The sequence below is a fragment of the Polaromonas sp. P1_G2 genome, assembly GCF_056405515.1.
Genome location: NZ_JBFUBY010000007.1, coordinates 1 through 15,745 on the forward strand (window position 1 = coordinate 1; position 15,745 = coordinate 15,745).

Below are 15,745 nucleotides of genomic sequence, written 5' to 3' on the forward strand. Positions count from 1 at the left end.
GCGCGAGCGCATGCGCCGCGCGCCGCCGCACATCCTGGTGACCACGCCGGAGTCGCTGTACATCCTGCTGAGTTCCGACTCGGGCCGCGCGATGCTGAAGTCGGTCAAAAGCGTGATCGTCGACGAGCTGCACGCGGTGGCCGGCGTCAAGCGCGGCTCGCACCTGATGCTGTCGCTGGAACGGCTGGAGGCGCTGTGCGAAACACCCCCGGTGCGCATAGGCCTGTCGGCCACCGTGAAGCCGCTTGACGAGATGGCGCGCTTCCTGATCGGCCAGCGCAGTGAGCCCGTGGAAATCATTGATGCCGGCCACGTGCGCGAGCGTGACCTCGCGATCGAGATGCCACGCTCGCCGCTGACCGCGGTGATGCCGATTGAAGTCTGGGATGAGCTATACGACCGGCTCACCGAGCTGGTGGCCCAGCACCGCACGACGCTGATCTTCGTCAACCAGCGCCGCATCGCCGAACGCGTGGCGCGCCACCTGGCCGAGCGGCTGGGTGAGGAGCATGTGACCGCCCACCACGGCAGCCTGGCGCGCGAACACCGCCTGAACGCGGAGCAGCGGCTCAAGCAGGGCGAGCTCAAGGCGCTGGTGGCCACCAGCTCGCTGGAGCTGGGCATCGACATCGGCGACATCGACCTGGTGTGCCAGATCGGCTCGCCGCGCGCGATCAATGCCTTGCTGCAGCGCGTGGGCCGCGCCGGGCACGCCATAGGCGCGATTCCCAAGGGGCGGCTGTTTCCGCTGGCGCTCGACGACCTGCTGGAATGCACCGCCCTGCTGGCCGCGGTGGACCGCGGCGAGCTGGACCGCATCCGCGTGCCGGCCAAGCCGCTGGACGCGCTGGCGCAGCACGTCATCGCCGAGACCGCCTGCCGCGAATGGCCGCTGGACGCGCTCTACGACTGCCTGCGGCGCGCGCAGCCCTACCGCGAGCTCACGCTGCATGAGTTTGAGCAGGTGGTGCAGATGCTGGCCGACGGCTACAGCACGCGCCGGGGCCGGCGCGGCGCCTACCTGCACTACGACGCCGTCAACCGCATGCTGCGCGCGCGCCGCGGCGCGCGCATGGCGGCCGTCACCAATGCGGGCGTGATCCCGGACCAGTTCGACTACGAGGTGGTGCTGCTGCCGGACGGGCACCGCGTGGGCACGCTCAACGAGGACTTCGCCTTCGAGAGCCTGCCGGGCGACATCTTCCAGCTCGGCAACGCGTCTTACCGCATCGCCAAGGTGGAGACCGGCAAGGTGTTGGTGGAGGACGCCCGGGGGCAGCCGCCGTCCATGCCCTTCTGGCTCGGCGAGAGCCTGGGCCGCACCGACGAACTCAGCGAGGCGGTGTCGCGCGTCTGCGAGACCGCCGACAGGCTGCTCGACGACGGCGTGCAGGCCTGCGAGCGCTGGCTGCGCGAAGACCTGCGCCTGCCCGCCGCCGCGGCGCAGCAGCTCGCGCTCTACCTGGCGGCCTCGAAGGCCGCGCTCGGCGTGTTGCCCAGCCGGCGCCACATCGTGTTCGAGCGCTTCTTCGACGAGGTGGGCGACACCCACCTGGTGATCCATTCGCCTTACGGTTCACGCATCAACAAGGCCTGGGGCCTGGCGCTGCGCAAACGCATGTGCCGCAAGTTCAACTTCGAGCTGCAGGCCAGCGCGCTGGAGGACAGCATCGTGCTGTCGCTGGGGCCCACGCACAGCTTCGCGCTGGAAGAACTGCGGCACTACCTGAAGACGGCCAGCGCGCGCGAGGTGCTGGTGCAGGCGCTGCTGGACGCGCCCATGTTCGGCACGCGCTGGCGCTGGAATGCCACCGCCTCGCTCGCGGTGCGCCGCATGAACGGCGGCCGCAAGGTGCCGCCGCAGTTCCAGCGCTCCGACGCGGAAGACCTGCTGACGGTGGTGTTCCCGGACCAGCTCGCCTGCGCCGAGAACCTGGTCGGTGAACGCGAGATTCCCGAGCACCCGCTGGTGGCGCAGACGCTGCACGACTGCCTGAACGAGACCATGGACGCCGACGGTTTTGTGCGGCTGCTGGCCGGCATCGAGGCCGGCGAGGTGCACATCAGCACGCGCGACCTGGCCACGCCCTCCCCGCTGGCGCATGCCATCCTGAACGCCCGGCCCTATGCCTTCCTGGACGGCGGCGCGGCGGAGGAGCGGCGCACCAAGGCGGTCAGCACCCGGCCGCTGATGGACCCGCAGACGGCCGAAGACATGGGCAAGCTCGACCCGCAGGTGATCGCGCAGGTCCGCGAGGACGCCAAGCCCGACATCCGCAGCGCCGACGAGCTGCACGATGCGCTGGTGGTGCATGGCTTCCTCACCATCGATGAAGCGCCGTTTCCCGAGTTCATTGCATCACTTGCACAGCAGCAGCGCATCGGCCGGCTCGGCCTTCCGGCGGGTGGACAAATCTACGTCGCGGCGGAACGCCTGCACGAGTTCCGCGCCGTCTTCCCGGACGCGGCGCTGTCGCCAGCCATCACACCGACCTCAAGCGCGCAGCCCGAAGCCGATGCGGCGCTGCGCGAGATCCTGCGTGGACGCCTGGACCTGCTGGGCCCCGTGACGGCGCAGGCACTGGGCGCGCCGCTCGAGATGAGCGCCGACGCCGTTCTGCCGGCCTTGCTACAGCTCGAAGCCGAAGGCGCGGTGATGCGCGGCGCCTTCACCGCCGCCGGCGCGCAGGAGTGGTGCGACCGGCGCCTGCTGGCGCGCATACACCGCGGCACACGCGAGAAACTGCGCGCCGAGTTCCAGCCGGTGCCGCCGGCGCAGTTCATGCGTTTCCTGTTCCGCTGGCATCAACTGGGCAGCAGCGAGGGTGGCGGAGAAGGTGGCGAAAGCGACGAGCGCCGCGAAGGCGAAGGCGGGCTGGCCGAGGTGCTGCGCCAGCTTGAAGGTTATGCGGCGCCGGCCGCGGCCTGGGAAGAGGAACTGCTGGCGGCGCGCGTCAGCCACTACCAGCCCGCCATGCTGGACAAGCTTTGCGCCGTGGGCCGCGTGGCCTGGTGGCGGCCGGTGGACGCCGGCGATGCGGCGGGCCGCAAGACGGGGCCTGTGCGCGGCACGCCGGTGCTGCTGTGCGAGCGCGACGCCCTGCCCCACTGGCAGCAGGCGGCCGGCGCGGCGGCGGCAAGCGATGGCACGGCGGGCGCTGAGCCGGTGCTGTCCAGCGCCGCGCGCCAGGTGCTCGAAGTGTTGCGCACACACGGGGCCAGCTTTTTTGCGGACTTGCGGCATGACGCGCGATTGCTGGGCACCCAGGCCGAACAGGCACTGGCCGAGCTGGTCGCGCACGGCCTGGCCACGTCTGATTCATTCGCCGGGCTGCGCGCGCTGGTGATGCCGGAAGACAAACGCAACAAGCTGCGGCGCAGGCCCGGCGCACTGGACCCGATGGAAGATGCGGGTCGCTGGTCGCTGACGCGGCGGCCCCGGCCGGTGGAAGCCGCGCCGGGCGCGCTGGCCGAACCGCATGTGGAGCACATCGCGCGCGTGCTGCTGCGCCGCTACGGTGTGGTGTTCCGCAAGCTGCTGGAACGCGAGGACGGGCTGCCGCCGTGGCGCGAACTGTTCTACGTGCTGCGCCGGCTGGAGGCGCGCGGCGAGGTGCGCGGGGGCCGATTTGTCAGCGGCTTTTCGGGCGAGCAGTTCGCGCTGCCGGAAGCCGCCACGGCCCTGCGCAGGATTGCGAAGGAGCCGGGAGGCGAGCGCGTCGCCATCTCGGCCGTCGACCCCTTGAACCTCGCCGGCATCCTGACGCCGGGCGACAAAGTGCCACGCCTGCCCGGCAACCGCCTGCTCTTCGAAGCCGGCGTGCCGGTGGCCGTGCAGTGCGGCGGCGAGGTCCGCTACCTGCGGGAACTCGATGCGGGCGCGCAGTGGGAGATAAAGAAGCTGCTGGTTCGCCGCTAGCGCGCCACAGCTGTTGGCCCAGCGCTCAGGGCAGCTCCGCCTCAAAGCGCTCCAGCTCTTCCTCAAGCGTGCCGCGGCGGCTGAAATCCCGCCCACCCTGGCCGTACCAGTATTCGGCGTTCCCAAGGTCGCCCTCCTGGACATGCAGGATGCCGTGCAGCCAGGCGGCCGTCTGAGATTCATCACTTTGCACGAGGGTGTGCGCCTCATCCCAGCGCCCCGAGCGAATATGCAGCAGGGCTTGGCGAAGAATGTCCATCGAAAGCTCCTTGAATGAATGATTTGATTTAACGAGGTGCCCGTGTCTTGCCAACCGGCGGGCCGGCGACGGGCGCATGCCGCGCCATCAGTTCGGCCACCCACTCGATGAACACCCGCAGCTTGGCGCTGACATGCCGGTTTGGCGGGAAGGCCACATACAGGGGCATGGGATCCAGGCGCCAGTCCCCGAACAAGGGCCGCAGCTCGCCGCGAAGCACATGCTCCCTGGCCATATAGTCCGGCAGCCACAGGATGCCCAGGCCCGCCAGGCCGGCCGCGAGGTAGGCGTTGCCGTCGTCGAAGGCGAACAGGTGGCGGCCCTGCACCTTGAGGCTCTCGCCGCCCTTGTGCATGGCGTAGGGAAAGGCCTTGCCGGTGCGCGCCCACAGAAAGCCGACGATGCGGTGCTCCGTGTCCTCAAGCTCCCGCGGGTGCGCGGGCGTGCCGGCGCGCGCCAGGTAGTCCGGTGCGGCGTAAACCCCGAGCTGCAGGTCGCCCACTTTGCGGGCCACCAGCGACTGGTCACTCAGTTCGCCGCCGCGCACCACGCAGTCGACGTTGTCGGCGATCACGTCCACCATGCGGTCGCTGACGCCCATGTCGAGCTGGATCTCGGGGTAGCGCGCGTGGAAGGCCGGCAGGGCCGGCACCAGGATCAGGCGGGCCAGGGGGCTGGGCACGTCGACCCGCAGCCGGCCCCGAGGCGAGGCTGAGGCGCCGGACAGGCTGGTCTCGGCATCGTCCACGTCGGCCAGCACGCGCAACACGCGTTCATAGTAGGCCGCGCCATCGGCAGTGACCTTGACCTGGCGTGTGGTGCGGTTGAGCAGTTTCACACGCAGCCGTGCCTCCAGCTGCTGCACCAGCTGCGTCACGCTGGTCTTGCTCATGTGCAGCGTCTCGGCCGCCCGGGTGAAGCTGCCCGCTTCCACGACGCGGGCGAAGGCCTGCATGGCATCGAAACGGTCCATCTCTATCCCATAGTTGTCGATTGTTTGGATTCTACGAACAGTGATGGACAGGCTTGCCTGTTTATCTGAAAGACCCGGCGGCCTACAGTCTCTTCATCGTCAACCCCGGGCCGGCTTGGCCTGATTTTTTGCATGAAGGAGATTGAGATGGCACAACGTGACGTGGTGTTTCCGCCCGGGCGCCGGGCACTTTATGAACGCAACCGTTATTCACCGGCGCTGAAGTCCAACGGCTTCCTGTTCGTGTCGGGCCAGGTCGGTAGCCGCGAGGACGGCTCGCCCGAGCCCGACCTGCAGGCGCAGGTGCGGCTGGCGTTCGACAACTTGAACGCCATCCTGAAAGCCGCGGGATCCAGCTTCGACGACGTCGTGGATGTCACCGTGTTCATGGTGGACCCGCAATCGACCTTCGAGACTATCTGGAAGGTGGTGCCGGACTACTGGGGCCAGGCGCCGCATCCCACGCTGACCGCCGTTGGCGTGACCTGGCTTTATGGTTTCCAGTTCGAGATCAAGGTGATTGCGAAGCTGCCGGAAGGCCGGTGACGCTGCGCCGCTCAATCCCCCTTGATTCCCTGGGAGCGGATCAATTCGGCCCAGCGTTTGTACTCCACCTCGATGTGCCGGCCCAGCAGTTCGGGCGTTCCGCCGGCGGGTGTGATGCCCATGCCGCGCAGCTGCCGCACCACCTCGGCCTGTTCCAGCGCCCGGTTGAAAGCGGTGTTCAGCCGGCGTATCACCGGCTCGGGCGTTCCGGCCGGCGCGGCGAAGGCATACCAGGGCTCGATGACGAAGCCGGCGTAGCCGAGTTCTTCCATGGTGGGCACGTCCGGCAGGTTCGGGGAGCGGGCCTTGCCCGTCACGGCCAGCGCGCGCACCTTGCCCTGCTTGATGAAGGGCAGGATGGAGGGCTCGTTGTCGAAGAACATCTGCACATGGCCGCCGATCAGGTCGGTGATGGCCGGCCCGGAGCCTTTGTAGGGCACATGCGTCAAGCTGACCGCGGCCATCTTCTTGAGCAGTTCGCCGCTCAGGTGGTTGGAGGCGCCAACCCCGGATGAGGCATAGGACATCGGCTTGCGCCTGGCCTGCTCCAGAAGTTCCTTGACGGACTTGATGCCGGTGTCGTTGCCGACGGTCAGCACGTTGATGGATGCGCCGACCAGGATGACGGGCGCCATGTCCTTGAACAGGTCGTAGCCAACATTCTTGTACAGGCTGGGGTTGATGGCGCAGCTGCCGATGCTGCACTGGACCAGCGTGTAGCCGTCCGCCGGCGATTTCAGGGCCGATGCCGTGCCCACGCTGCCCGCCGCGCCGGCACGGTTGTCCACCACCACGGGCTGGCCGAGGTCCTGGGAGGCCGCGTTCGCCAGCATGCGGCCCACAAGGTCGCTGGCGCCGCCCGGCGGCACGGGCACCACGAGTTTTACCGGGTGCGACGGGAAGGCCTGCGCCGACGCCGGCGTGGCGAGAAAGGCGCCCATGCAGGCAAGAGGGAGCGCGATGAGGATGCTGCGGACGGTCATGGAAACTCCAGGAGCGGGATGCGGGTCAGGGCAGCGGCGTTCCCTCGAAAATGCGCCGCTTTGCGTTCAGGATGTGCAGGCGCGTCGTTTCGGCCGCGTCAACGGGCGAACGGCGCCTGATGGCGTCGATGATGGCTTCGTGTTCGGCCTGGAGGATGCGAACCCGTTCGATGCTTTTTTTCACCGACACGTTGCGGGCCAGTTCCATGAATTGCCGGATGGGCGCGACGCCGTTGCGGACCGCGTTCACAAAAAACGGGTTGTGCGAAGCCCGGGCGATGGCCATGTGAAAGATGACGTCTTCCTCTATCCCGGGCAGGCCCTGCTCCATGGCGGCGTTCTGGGCATCGAAGCCCGCCGCTATGGCCTGCAGGTCGTCCGCATCGCGGAACTCCRCGGCCGCCGCCGCCGCGCCGGCTTCCACACAGGTTCGGAACTCGTAGTAGCGCTCGATGTCGGCCAGGTTCCGGATGGGCGGCAGGGTCGACACCGGGGACCCGGGGGCGCGCAGCACCTGGCTGCCCGAGCCGCGCCTGGATTCGATGATGCCGTCCGCACGCAACCGCGACAGCGCCACGCGCACGGTCGGCCGGGACACGCCGAACTGCGTGGCCAGCTCGCTTTCGGCCGGCAAGCGGCGCGAATCGGCAAAGTCGCCGCGCAGGATCGCCTCCACCATGCGGGCGTAGATCTGGTCGGGCAGCGACGCGGAACTTCCGTCGTCGAGCAAGGAAGCCGCCATGAGCCTGGGCGCTGCGACGGCGCCTGGCGCCAGGGGCGCTTTTTTTTCGGTGGTGGAGGTGACCATTTAGGGCATTCCCTGGGTAAGCATGAGAGGGGCAGGAAGGGGTGCTTGCATGGTAACGCCCAGTCGGCCGGCGCTGCGGAAAATGCCGTCAGAGGACACTGCTGCGGACCGTCACGTCGGGGCGTTGCAGCAATGCCGGGGACAGCCGTGTTCCCAGGCCGGGCCTTGCGGGCAATGTGGCGAACCCGTCGCGGACAAGGGGCAGCTCGGTCACGAGGTCGCGGTACCAGCCGGACAAATAGGCGCGCACCACCTCCTGCAGGACGAYGTTGGGCGTACTCATCGCGACGTGCAGGGACGCGGCCAGCACGACGGGGCCGGTGCAGTCGTGCGGCGCCACCGGCTTGTGGAAAGCCTGGGCCAGCGCCGCGATCTTCTTGGCCTCCGAAATGCCGCCGACCCAGCTGAGGTCCAGCATCACGTAGTCCACCGCGTTGTTCTTCAGCAGCTGGATGAAAGGCTGGCGCGTGGCCAGGGTCTCGCTCGCGCAGACCGGGATGCGGGTGCGCGAACGGTACTCGGCGATGGTGTCCAGGTTGCTCATCTGGATCGGGTCTTCAGCCCAGTAGGGCTTGAACTCCTCCAGGGCATGCGCGATGCGGACCGCCATGGGCAGGTTCCACATCGAGTGGAACTCGACCATGATGTCCATTTCATCACCCACTGCGCGCCGGATCTCCCGGAACGGATGGAGCGCGGTTTCCAGGTCTTTCGCTGAAATCGCCTGCCCCCGGCTGGCCAGCGCAAAGGGGTCGAAAGGCCAGATCTTCATGGCCTTGTAGCCTTCCGAGAGCAGGCTTTCGGCCAGCTGCGCGGGGCGCTTGACGAAGGCCTCCTGGTCTTCGTAGGGCCCTTCCGCGGGAAGCTCGGCCGTCCCCCCCGTGACCACGCGGCGCTGGCTGGCCTTGTTGTAGGTGTAGCCGGCGCAGGTGTTGTAGACGGGCACCTGCTCGCGGACCACGCCGCCGAGCAATTGGTACAGGGGCTGCCCGGTTTCCTGCCCCAGYAGGTCCCAGAGGGCGATGTCGACGGCGGAGGCGGCCCGGGTTTCGACACCGCTGCCGGAAAACCCGATGTAGCCGTGCAGGAGGTGGTGGTTGTGGGCCTCGATCGCCAGCGGGTCCTTCCCCAGCAGGTAGGGCGCCGTCAGTTCGTGGATCTGCGCCTGCACCGCCTGCGCGCCGCGGAAAGTTTCTCCCAGGCCGACAAGGCCGGTGTCCGTATGGATCTGGACCCAGACGATGTTCGGGTAGCCGGCCGCCAGGATCGTGTCGACTTGTGTGATCTTCATGGGATGTGCGGGTGTTTATGTGAAGCGGATCCGGGATTGTGTTCCGATACGGGCTCAGTAGACCGGCGCGCCCTTGATGAGCGAGGGAATCCAGGTGGAGAACCACGGGACATAGGTCACAACGGCCATGACCGCGAACAGCGCTCCATAGAAAGGCAGGATGGTCTTCATGACCTGCTCGATGGAGACCCCGCCGATGGCGCAGCCGACAAACTGTGTCCCGCCCACGGGCGGCGTGTTCAGGCCCAGCGCGCAATTGAGCAGCATGACCACGCCGAACTGCACCGGCCCCATTCCCATCTGCAGCGCGATCGGCAGGAACAGGGGCGTGCAGATCAGGATGGTCGCCGCCATGTCCATGAAGGTGCCCAGCAGGAACAGCAGCAGGTTGATCAGGAAAAACATCACGTAAGGATTGGTCGTGGTGCTCAGCAGCATCTGCGCCGTCTTGTCCGGGATCTCCAGGATGACCATGATGTACTGCAGCATCGTGCTCACGCCGATCAGCAGCAGGATCACGCCGGTGGTCTTGGCCGCCTTTGCCGCCGCCTTCATCAGGGTGTGCCAGGACATCGAGCGGTAAACGAGCAGCGTCAGCAGCAGTGAATAGGTCACGGCGATTCCCGCGGCTTCCGTGGCGGTCGTGATGCCGAGCAGGATGCAGCCGAGGATGATGGCGATCACGAACATGCCGGGCATGGCGGCGACAAACGAGGTCCACACCGCCCTCCATCCGGGAAACTTGTCGAGCGCCGACGACCCATCCGCGCGAATCGGGAAACCTTTTCTGCGCGCCACCCAGTAGGCCGCCAGCAGCATGCAGGCCATGAGCACGATGACCGGCAGCAGGCCGGCGAACATCAGGTCGCCGATGGACACGCCCTTGCTCATGACATTCGGGCCGGCCAGCATGCCGGTGGTGCTGGAAGCGGCGAAGGCATAAATGATCATGTTGTGCGAGGTCGGCATCAGGGCGCCCGCCAGCGATGCGTGGGTGGTCACATTGACCGCATAGTCGGCGCTGTAGCCCTCCTTCTTCATCATGGGGATCATCACGCCGCCCATGGCGGAGACGTCGGCCGTGGGAGACCCCGAGACGCCGCCGAAGATGGTGCATGCCACGACGTTCGACATGCCGAGCCCGCCGCGCCAGTGGCCGACCATGTTGCGCGCGAAGGTCACGATCTTCTCGGCGATGCCGCCGTGGAGCATCAGTTCACCGGAGAAGATGAAGAACGGGATCGCCAGGAAGGAGAACACGTTCATGCCGGAGATCATGTTCTGGATCGCCAGTTCCAGGGGGAAGCCTTCGACCCAGAACGCCGACAGGCAGCTCAGGGCAATGGCGACCGCGACGGGCATGCCCAGCACGAGGAAGAGCACGAAGGTCACGCAAAGTACGGTCAGTGCCATGACGGGATCACCTCCTGGTGGGTCGCCGATGCCATCAGGTGCTCTATCGAGAACAGGATCACGAGCACGCCGGCGAAGACGCAGGGAATGTAGCGCCACGACTCCGTGATCCCGATCGCGGTGATCTTGTTGGGAAAGACCGATACCGCCATCTGGAAGCCTCCCCAGATCAGCGCGGTGCCGAAGGCGATGGTCAGCGCGCCGTTGAAATGGCCGACCCAGTACTGCACCGGTTTGGGCAGCAGGCCGACCAGGGACTCCATGCCGATGTGGCCCTCGTCCCGGATGCCGGCGGCGGCGCCGAACAAGGCGACGTTGATGACCAGCAGCAGGGCGATCTGCTCGGACCAGGCGGGTGCGTCGTTCAGGCCGTAACGCCAGATAACCGATCCGAGGACCGTCGCGACGATGCCGAACAGGCACGCGATCGCGAAGTACAAAGCCCAGCGTGAGAGCCTCGCGTTGACAATGGAAAGCCACTTCATAGGGAAACTTTTTGGAGATGCGCGACGGGTCGCGGGAAAGGTGCGAGGCCGGCTGCGATGCCGGGTTGCCGACCGGGCTTTACTTCGTGTTGACGATTTTCTCGAGCAGCGCCTTGAGCTCAGGGGTGTTGGCGTATTTGTCCCAGACGGCCCGCTGCGTGGCGACGAAGGCCTTGTGGTCGATGTCCGCGGGCTCCACGAAGGTGACGCCGCTCTTCTTCAGCGACTTCTTCGATTCGTCCATCTTGGCCGTCCACAGCTGCACATAAAAGGGCACCGAATCCTTGGCCGCCTTGCGGACGACGGCCTGGTCCTCTTTGGACAGCGTGTCCCAGATCTTTTTGGAGAAGATCAGCATCTCGGGAACCATGACGTGTTGCGTCTCGCTGAAAACAGGCGCGGCCTCGAAGTGCTTGGCCGTCTCATAGGACGGATAGTTGTTTTCCGCCGCGTCGACCAGCCCGGTTTTCAGTCCCGTGTAGAGCTCCGCGTAAGGCAGCGGCATGGGGCTGGCCCCCATAGCCTGCATCATCGTGAGCCACATGTCGGCCGGCTGCACGCGCACCTTCATGCCTTTCAGGTCGGCGGGCGTGCGTATCGGCTTTTTGGCGTAGAACGAGCGGGATCCCGCTTCGTAAGTGGACAGCGCGACAAATCCGACCTTTTCGAACGATGCCAGCAGCTCATCGCCCACCGGGCCGTACATCACCTTGCGGAAATGCTGGATGTCGCGAAAGACAAAGGGCAGGTTGGGGATCACGGTCTCGGGCAGCATCTGGTTCATGTCGGACGCGCTGATCCATGTCATGTCGATGGCGCCGATCTTGACCTGCTCGATCGCATCCTTCGCGGAGCCCAGCGTGCTGCTGCCGTACACCTTGACGCCGTACTTGCCCTTGGTCGCGGCGGAGATCTGCTCCCCCATGTGTTTCATGGCCAGGGAGGCCGGATAGTCGACGGGGTGGACGATCGCCCCGCGAAAATCGCGGGCCTGCACACCGGCCACCGCCAGCGCGCTTGCCACAACCAGAACTGCCTTGCCAGCCACTCTTTGCCACATGTCATGTCTCCTGTTCATTAGAAAAGCCGCGCCGGAGCCCCATCTTTTTGACGCGCAAACGACGTGGCGGGCCGGCCATGGAAGCGGATTCTGTCATACAGCATTTAAGTTGTATATCAAATTTGATCAGCGTAAACCCGAGTTTCTGGATGTTTTCAGCGAAAAACTGGCGATTCACTCGAATACATGTCATACAATTTTATATTTGCATAACAACTTTTAGCGCCATGAACATTTCGCCCATCACCTGGCATGAGTTCGCCGACTCGGTCCTCGCCGTCCCTCCCCTGGCCCGGAAAGCGGACTTGTCGCTAGACGTGGAACAGAACCGTGCGCTGATCCGGCATATTGAACATGGCGGCTTGCGCACGCTGCTGTATGGCGGCAATGCCAACCTGTACCACGTGTCCCTGCACGAATACGAAGCCTTGCTGGCGATGCTGGYCGAGTGCACATCCGATGCCACCCGGGTGATCCCGGCGATAGGGCCCGACTTCGGAAAGATGACGGACCAGGCGCGCATTCTTCGCCGCACGAACTACAGGACGGCCATGGTGCTGCCGACGGAAAACGTGGTGACGCCGGAAGGCTTCGCGGACGGCATCTCCAGGGTGGTCGACCTCCTCGGCATGCCGGTCACGCTCTATCTCAAGAACGAACGAAGCATAGGCATCGAGGCGCTGGGAAAACTCGTGGACGGCGGGCAGGTGCTGGTGGTGAAGTACGCGGTAGTCCGCCGACAGCGTTGCGGCCGGACGGATTTACGAACGCTTCATGCCGCTGGAGACACTGCGCGACGAGATTTCGCTGATCCGCGTCCTGCACGATGCCGTCAGCCTCTCGGGAATCTCGGACATGGGCCCGCATCTTCCGCTGCTGAGCGCGTCGCCGGCTTCGCGCATGGCGGAGATCGCAAGGGCCGCCAGGGATTTGCGGGCCTTTGACCGGCAGTTCAGCGCGTAGGCCAGCCCATGACGGTTGGCGCCGAGCGCTGTGAAATCCGGTCCGGGCAGTTGAGCGCGAGCTTCGACGCGGCGGCCGGCGGGCGCTTGTCGCGCCTGCAATGGCGCCGACCCTCAGGCGAGCTGTTCGACGTGGTGGTGCCCATGACCACGGGCCTGCAGGGCGTTCACTGGCCCAAGGCGGGCGCCTACCCGCTCGTCCCCTACAGCAACCGGATTGCGAATGGGCGCCTGCAGTTTCGCGGCGCCGACTACACGCTGGAGCCGCACCCCGACGCGCTGCCCCATACCTTGCACGGCGGCGCGCACCTGCTGCCGTGGCGGCAGCGCAGCGCGACCGGCTCTGAAGTTGTCCTGGAAACACTCTCCCAAGCCGGGCCCGCGTGGCCATGGACCTTCCACGCCAGGCAATGCTTTAGCGTGTCGGCCAACGAACTGAAACTTGAAATGGCCGTGCGGAACATGGGCGGCACGGCAATGCCGGCCGGCCTGGGATGGCACCCCTACTTCGGTTGCGAGGAAGCGGTTTCCCTGCACCACACGGCGCGTGAACGATGGCCGCATGACGGGCAATTCGTGACGGCCGGCCGCGCCCAGGCCCTCCCGTCCGACTGGGAGTCGCCCGTGCGGCTGGATGCGCAAGCCCGGGATGCCTACCTCGGCCGCTGGGGCCAGGCCCTCGAGCTTCGCTATCGCACGGGCGTGTGTATCCGCCTGAGTGCGGAGCCCCTCTTCGAGCACCTGGTGGTTCACCGCCCTGCCACGGGGCGCTATGTCTGTGTCGAACCCACCAGCCACGTCGCGAACGGCTTCAACCTTGCCGCGGCCGGCATCCCGGGCACCGGCCTGCGGATACTGGAGCCGGGCGAAGAACTCTGCGGCTCGCTCCGGATAACGCTTTCGGAAACCTGAAATCCGGAGACCGCCCTGAGATGGCTCAACCGGCCTTATCGGCCTCAGCCATCGCCCGGTGAACCAGCAGCGTGTCCGTGAACTGCTCGAAGGCCACGACCTTGCCGTCCCGCAGCTGCCAGACGTGGGCCACGCGGGCCTGCATGTTCTTTCCCGTGGCGCGGTAAGTGCCGTGGTAGCTGCCCACACCGATGATGTGCTCACCGGCGTCGATGAGGTTTTGCAGTTCGAAACGATAGCCGATCCAGTCCCGGCCCAGCACGGCAAAGACGTTGTCGGCCACCGCTTGCGGCCCGACCCAGGTGCCCGCGCAGGGAAAGCCCGCCATCTCGGTCCAGCGCACCTGGGGCGAGACATGGGCCATCATCTTGTCGATGTTGCCCTCAGCCGAGGCCGCGTAGTGGACGCTGACGATGTCGAGATTCGACATCATGGCTTCAGCCCCATTTCATCTCGCCCTTGGCGACCTTGGCGCCGATCTGCAACGCCACGCCCATGCCGGCGTTCGGGTAGCGCCGGGTCATGGCCGCGATGAGGGCGCCGCTGTCGGCGGACTTGGCCAGCACTTCCTCGAAAGCCACGAGGTAGTCGCGGGTGTATTGGATCGCGCTGGCATCCACCGCCGCCGTGACCGCCATGTGGCCGGGAACCACCACGGCGGGTTTGCGCGCGGCCATGGCGTCAAGCGTCTTCACCCATGCGGCGCGGGCCTCGGCGCCCTGTGTGTCGGCGGTCCACACATGGACGCCGGAGAACAGCAGCACGCCGCCGAAGATGGCGTTCAGCGAAGGCACCCAGATGTAGCGGCGGTTGGCCAGGCCGTCGGCATCGACGATCTCGATGGCCTGGCCTTCCAGGGTGAGGCTGCGGCCGTCAAAGGCTTCAGGCATCACGATGTCCGCCAGCGCCTGTGGGCCGTTCTCCTTGAGCTGCGGGCCCCAGGTCGCCAGCTTCTTTTCCACGTTGCCCTTGATGGCCGCGATCGTGGCCGGTGCCGCGATCACCTTGGCGTCGGGAAACGCCGCCTTGATGGGCGCGAGGCTGAAGTAGTAGTCAGGATCGCTCTGGCTGATGTAAATCGTCGTCAGCTTTTTGCCGGTGGCCTTGATGGCCTCGGCCAGGGCCTTGCCGTCGGGAAGCGTGAAGCCTCCGTCGATCAGGACGGCCTCGCGGTCGCCGGAGATCAGTACCGGGGCACGGAAAAATCCGTGTTCGCCGGCGGAGAAATGTTTCCAGGTCAGTTGGGTATTGGCAGCCATAGCGTCTTTCACTCCTAGGATGGCCGTCGCGACAGCCGCGCCGGCTACAGTTTTGATTGCTTCTCTTCGTGTTGTCATGGTTTTTTCCTTCTTTCTTCTCTAACAGTTAACTCAAAAGGGACTGCGGGGATGGGGCTGCCCCGGGCTCAGGCCGCCTCGAGCTCGCCGGCCAGCGCGCTCGGGTTGGAATAAAAATCGCCGTGGTTCACAACCCAGCGCTTCGCGCCGGATTCGGCCACCAGGGTGGGCACGCCACGCGCGCCGAACTCCCACATCAAGGCCTGCCCACGATCCATGCGGGACTGGTTGGCCGAGAGAAGATCCTCATCGGGTCGCGCCACCAGTACGGCGGCCTGTTCAAGGCCGAGCCCGCGCAGAACGCCGGCCAGCGTTTCCAGCGAGGTCGTGTCCTGGCCATCCACGTAGCGCGCAGTCTGGATCGCCTTGAGGGCTTCCAGCTCCCGGGCCGGTGCCGTCAAAAACACGGCCGTCAGCGCCAGCGTGGCGGGGCCGCTGTCAAACAGCCGCTGGCGGTCACCGAGAACCCGCTCGCGATACTGCTCGCTGAAGCGTTGGCCCGTCAGGCGCTCGATGCGCTGGTCGTTGGACCAGGCATAGGCGGCGAAGTCGGCATTCATAGGCCTTGCGCCCTCGCCGGCGAAAAGCCCGGTGGGCAGCAGTTCGATATTGACAGAGGGAACTTCGCTCAAGGCCGAGAGCGCCGGTATGGCGCCGTAGCACCAGCCGCACAGCGGATCGAACAGGTAATAGAGGGTTTTGGTCATGGGTTCTTTGGAGTTTTTTGCCGGGTGTTCTTTGCGTTCTTTGCTCACTGGCTGTGATCGTAGGCACTATGCATTGACTGTTAAAGACAT

Annotated in this window: 15 protein-coding genes; 4 read left to right on the plus strand and 11 right to left on the minus strand. The window is 66.1% G+C overall.

From position 1 onward, the window contains the following. Nucleotides 1–3,919, plus strand: a 3,919-nt coding sequence (locus tag AC1D0P_RS01605) for an Lhr family helicase (RefSeq protein WP_477675072.1), incomplete at its 5' end; no start/stop codon positions are given. Between the two features lie 25 nt (nt 3,920–3,944). On the opposite strand, the gene AC1D0P_RS01610 is transcribed toward AC1D0P_RS01605, so the two are convergent. Both AC1D0P_RS01610 and AC1D0P_RS01615 read right to left on the minus strand, forming a co-directional pair. Continuing rightward, the gene (locus tag AC1D0P_RS01610) at nt 3,945–4,178 is read right to left on the minus strand and encodes a hypothetical protein (RefSeq protein WP_477675073.1); all 234 of its coding nucleotides are present in this window, start codon (nt 4,176–4,178) and stop codon (nt 3,945–3,947) included. A 28-nt stretch (nt 4,179–4,206) separates the two neighbouring features. Next, nucleotides 4,207–5,151, minus strand: a complete 945-nt coding sequence (locus AC1D0P_RS01615; protein WP_477675074.1) for a LysR family transcriptional regulator — start codon at nt 5,149–5,151, stop codon at nt 4,207–4,209. Between the two features lie 147 nt (nt 5,152–5,298). Here AC1D0P_RS01615 and AC1D0P_RS01620 point away from each other — a divergent pair, with 147 nt between their 5' ends. After that, nucleotides 5,299–5,697 carry a RidA family protein gene (locus AC1D0P_RS01620; RefSeq protein WP_477675075.1) on the plus strand — a complete coding sequence of 133 codons (399 nt, stop codon included), beginning with the start codon at nt 5,299–5,301 and terminating at the stop codon, nt 5,695–5,697. A gap of 11 nt (nt 5,698–5,708) precedes the next feature. Here the strand turns inward: AC1D0P_RS01620 and AC1D0P_RS01625 are convergent, their stop codons facing one another. The 6 genes from AC1D0P_RS01625 to AC1D0P_RS01650 all read right to left on the minus strand — a co-directional run bounded on the left by AC1D0P_RS01625 (nt 5,709) and on the right by AC1D0P_RS01650 (nt 11,737). Beyond that, entirely contained in the window at nt 5,709–6,680 is a 972-nt protein-coding gene (locus AC1D0P_RS01625; protein ID WP_477675076.1) for a Bug family tripartite tricarboxylate transporter substrate binding protein, read from the minus strand. 25 nt (nt 6,681–6,705) lie between these two features. Further along, entirely contained in the window at nt 6,706–7,488 is a 783-nt protein-coding gene (locus AC1D0P_RS01630; RefSeq protein ID WP_477675077.1) for a FadR/GntR family transcriptional regulator, read from the minus strand. 88 nt (nt 7,489–7,576) lie between these two features. Then, nucleotides 7,577–8,779, minus strand: a complete 1,203-nt coding sequence (locus tag AC1D0P_RS01635; protein ID WP_477675078.1) for a mandelate racemase/muconate lactonizing enzyme family protein — start codon at nt 8,777–8,779, stop codon at nt 7,577–7,579. 54 nt (nt 8,780–8,833) lie between these two features. Then, nucleotides 8,834–10,192, minus strand: a complete 1,359-nt coding sequence (locus tag AC1D0P_RS01640) for a TRAP transporter large permease (RefSeq protein WP_477675079.1) — start codon at nt 10,190–10,192, stop codon at nt 8,834–8,836. Beyond that, the gene (locus AC1D0P_RS01645) at nt 10,183–10,677 is read right to left on the minus strand and encodes a TRAP transporter small permease (protein ID WP_477675080.1); all 495 of its coding nucleotides are present in this window, start codon (nt 10,675–10,677) and stop codon (nt 10,183–10,185) included. The genes AC1D0P_RS01640 and AC1D0P_RS01645 overlap by 10 nt, the downstream gene beginning before the upstream one ends. Before the next feature lie 79 nt (nt 10,678–10,756). Further along, the gene (locus tag AC1D0P_RS01650) at nt 10,757–11,737 is read right to left on the minus strand and encodes a TRAP transporter substrate-binding protein (RefSeq protein WP_477675081.1); all 981 of its coding nucleotides are present in this window, start codon (nt 11,735–11,737) and stop codon (nt 10,757–10,759) included. A 227-nt stretch (nt 11,738–11,964) separates the two neighbouring features. On the opposite strand from AC1D0P_RS01650, the gene AC1D0P_RS01655 reads away from it, so the two are divergent. Together AC1D0P_RS01655 and AC1D0P_RS01660 are read left to right on the plus strand one after the other, a co-directional pair. After that, nucleotides 11,965–12,681: a beta/alpha barrel domain-containing protein gene (locus AC1D0P_RS01655; protein WP_477675082.1), complete on the plus strand. Its 717-nt coding sequence runs from the start codon at nt 11,965–11,967 to the stop codon at nt 12,679–12,681. A gap of 69 nt (nt 12,682–12,750) precedes the next feature. Then, the gene (locus AC1D0P_RS01660; protein WP_477675083.1) at nt 12,751–13,611 is read left to right on the plus strand and encodes an aldose epimerase family protein; all 861 of its coding nucleotides are present in this window, start codon (nt 12,751–12,753) and stop codon (nt 13,609–13,611) included. Between the two features lie 25 nt (nt 13,612–13,636). On the opposite strand, the gene AC1D0P_RS01665 is transcribed toward AC1D0P_RS01660, so the two are convergent. From AC1D0P_RS01665 to AC1D0P_RS01675, 3 genes are all read right to left on the minus strand, one after another. Next, nucleotides 13,637–14,044 (minus strand): nuclear transport factor 2 family protein, encoded by a 408-nt coding sequence (locus AC1D0P_RS01665; RefSeq protein ID WP_477675084.1) that lies wholly within the window; start codon nt 14,042–14,044, stop codon nt 13,637–13,639. Between the two features lie 4 nt (nt 14,045–14,048). Then, entirely contained in the window at nt 14,049–14,948 is a 900-nt protein-coding gene (locus AC1D0P_RS01670) for an MBL fold metallo-hydrolase (protein ID WP_477675085.1), read from the minus strand. A 68-nt stretch (nt 14,949–15,016) separates the two neighbouring features. Further along, on the minus strand, nt 15,017–15,655 hold the full coding sequence (locus AC1D0P_RS01675; protein WP_477675086.1) for a DsbA family protein: 639 nt from the start codon (nt 15,653–15,655) through the stop codon (nt 15,017–15,019). Between the last annotated feature and the right edge of the window lie 90 nt (nt 15,656–15,745).

Coding starts and splice junctions, on each gene's coding strand:
- AC1D0P_RS01615 (WP_477675074.1), bottom strand. CDS start 5,151: ATGGACCGTTTCGATGCCATGCAGGCCTTCGCCCGCGTCGTGGAAGCG.
- AC1D0P_RS01620 (WP_477675075.1), top strand. CDS start 5,299: ATGGCACAACGTGACGTGGTGTTTCCGCCCGGGCGCCGGGCACTTTAT.
- AC1D0P_RS01640 (WP_477675079.1), bottom strand. CDS start 10,192: ATGGCACTGACCGTACTTTGCGTGACCTTCGTGCTCTTCCTCGTGCTG.
- AC1D0P_RS01670 (WP_477675085.1), bottom strand. CDS start 14,948: ATGACAACACGAAGAGAAGCAATCAAAACTGTAGCCGGCGCGGCTGTC.
- AC1D0P_RS01625 (WP_477675076.1), bottom strand. CDS start 6,680: ATGACCGTCCGCAGCATCCTCATCGCGCTCCCTCTTGCCTGCATGGGC.
- AC1D0P_RS01645 (WP_477675080.1), bottom strand. CDS start 10,677: ATGAAGTGGCTTTCCATTGTCAACGCGAGGCTCTCACGCTGGGCTTTG.
- AC1D0P_RS01610 (WP_477675073.1), bottom strand. CDS start 4,178: ATGGACATTCTTCGCCAAGCCCTGCTGCATATTCGCTCGGGGCGCTGG.
- AC1D0P_RS01675 (WP_477675086.1), bottom strand. CDS start 15,655: ATGACCAAAACCCTCTATTACCTGTTCGATCCGCTGTGCGGCTGGTGC.
- AC1D0P_RS01650 (WP_477675081.1), bottom strand. CDS start 11,737: ATGTGGCAAAGAGTGGCTGGCAAGGCAGTTCTGGTTGTGGCAAGCGCG.
- AC1D0P_RS01665 (WP_477675084.1), bottom strand. CDS start 14,044: ATGATGTCGAATCTCGACATCGTCAGCGTCCACTACGCGGCCTCGGCT.